This is a genomic window from Leyella stercorea (genome assembly GCF_019052365.1).
Taxonomy (GTDB): Bacteria; Bacteroidota; Bacteroidia; order Bacteroidales; family Bacteroidaceae; genus Prevotella.
Window position 1 is genome coordinate 1 of the sequence record NZ_JAHQUY010000138.1, and the last position, 2,431, is coordinate 2,431.

A 2,431-nucleotide genomic window follows, 5' to 3' on the forward strand; every position below is an offset into this window, starting at 1 on the left:
GCTGTGGCTACGGTCTTGCCTGCGACATCGCTTACGAGAACAGTCTCGCCGGCGTGTGTGCCGCTAACGGTGAGAAGGTCGCCGTCGAGACGAGCGTCGAAGGCTACGGAGCCGTCAGAGGTGAGAGCTACTGATGTCTCAGAACCCTTCACGTTTGCCCATGCCACGAGGTTGAGACCTACGCCCTTGTACTCGGCGTCGAGAGCGTCAACCGGACAGTAAGAACCATCGGGAACGAAGGTAGATGTCTCTGGAACGGCTGTAGGCTGAACGTAGAGCGTTGTAACCTTGCTGCGGTGAGTGAATCCGCCGAAGCCAACTTCTGTGCGTGAGAGGTTAGCATCAGGCTCGTCGAACCAGAGTCCGTCAGAGAATTCGAAGGCAACGTAGAACGGTCCGTCGGCAACGATAGGCTTGTCGAACTGTATGCCGCGCATCTCAGCCTCAGAGAGTCCGAGTGTGCCGAAGAGTCCCTTCATTGTAGAGGTGTAACGTCCGAATTCCTTCGAAGTGTCGGGCTTGCCGTCTTTCTCGCCGTAGAGCACGATGCTAACGGGTTCGTTAGCCTGATCGTTATAGTAGCGGCTTGCCAGGTTGTAATAGCAGAGATAGAGCGTGACGCTCGTCACGGCGTACTCGTTTCCTGCCGGAAGGTCGAAGCGCTCGGCGAAGTGCTTGTAGTAATGGTTAGCACCCGTCACCCAGTCGCACGATGCTGTAGCGAACGAGGGCACCTTGCTGCGTGTCCAGAGCTGGTCTTCGTTGGGGTTGGAAACGCCTATCGGCAGCTGTGCTTTCTCGCCTCTTACAATCTCTACGCTCACCTTCTCGGATGTAGAGCTTTCGCCGCGCTCGTTGGTTACGGTGAGCTTCACATTGTAGTCGCCGTCCTGCGGGAACATGAATGTCGGGTTAGGCTCGGTAGAAGTCTCGGGCTGCGCGCCCGGCACCTCCCAAAGATAAGTGTCGGCGTCGGTGCTCTGGTTCACCATCTGCACCTTAGAGCCTTCGAAGGTGATGAGCTTGCTGTTCATAAGGTCGAAATAACCATTGAACGAGAACACGGCTCTCGGCTTAGCCTTAGCCTCGGGCGATGTAACGGTGAAGAGGTCGATGCACGCCTCGCCTGCGTATGTGTCCTCGCCGCCGAGTGCGAACGAGAAGCAGTAGTCGCCGTCTTCCTTAGGCGTGTACTTCACGGTGTGCTTTGTCCAAGCCTCGTTGGTGTAGCGCGGGAGCGTAAGCAGCGGGGTATGGAACTCGGAGTCCTGCTCGTCGCCTACGGTGAAGCTGAAGTCGCTGGCGTGTCCGTAGTCGAGGTTGCCCGGCATGTAGAGGTAGAACGACGCGGTGTATTCTACGCCTGCCTGCATGTGGAAGTAAGGCGTATAGATGCGGTCGTCGCGCTGCACGCGGCTCTCGGGTGCTATGAGATAGTAGGAGCCGTCGGCAGCCTTGAGGTCGTCGGTGTTGGCAGTTATAAAGGTAGACGTACCCGTTGCGAGCCATCCCTTAGGCACGTATGTGGTGCCGTCGTAGTCCTTGTTCTCGTTGTCGAACGACTGCGAGTAGGGCAGTTCGCAAATCACCTTGTCGGGGTCGCCGGGATCGACAGTGCTACCGCCCGGCTCGTCGCCCGTAACCTCAAAGTCGTCGAGTGCTACGTAGCCCGAGTTGTAGAGCTGACTGGTTATGTTTATCGCGAAAGCATATTCGCCGTCGGCTTCGGGGGTGAAGGTGTATGTCTGCTGTGTCCACTCGCTGAGGACGGTCTTGCCGGTCTCGCCTACGAGCGTTGTTGCAGCCTCGCGTGTCTGGTCGGTGCCCACGTAGAGCGCCACGTTATTGTTGTAGGCAGCAGGAGCCACGCCGCCCGGCATGTGCAGCCAGTAGCTCACGGTGTATGCTACGCCTGCCTTCAGCGTCAGCTTGCGGGTGTATACCCAGCTGTCGCGTCCCATGCTCGATGATGCCATCGTGCCGAGCACGTACGAACCGGAGTGGTTGCCCGATCCGAGATACGCTCCCTCGTAGCGCTGAACGGGAACGGCTGAGGCGTCGCCGAGCCATCCGTCGGGCAATGTTCCGCCTGCGCTGAACGTTGTCTCGTCGTCGAAGGTTTCAAGATAGGAGAACTCCTTTGCTTGTGTGGATGTTGCAAACAATCCGAAGAACAATGCAACTGCTGCTTGTCGTGTAAATAATTCCATACGCAACTTACTTTTTGTTAATGATTTATTACTCTCTGCTTACAAAAGTAGTGGTATTATTGGGTTTAAGATTAACAAACTGCGTTAATAAATATTAATCACACGGTTTTTAATAGATAACGATGCAAATAGTAGGAGGCTACGGCATTAGCTTTATACTTTTTTAACCCGTTGGCGGAATTAATTTAAGTTGATAAATATGAGTAAAAAGTTGCACATAT

Annotated in this window: 1 protein-coding gene; it reads right to left on the minus strand. The window is 55.1% G+C overall.

The features are described from left to right. The coding region (locus tag KTQ90_RS13060) for a choice-of-anchor J domain-containing protein (RefSeq protein WP_217318792.1) at positions 1 to 2,210 on the minus strand (2,210 nt) is incomplete at its 3' end. Positions 2,211 to 2,431 lie beyond the last annotated feature (221 nt).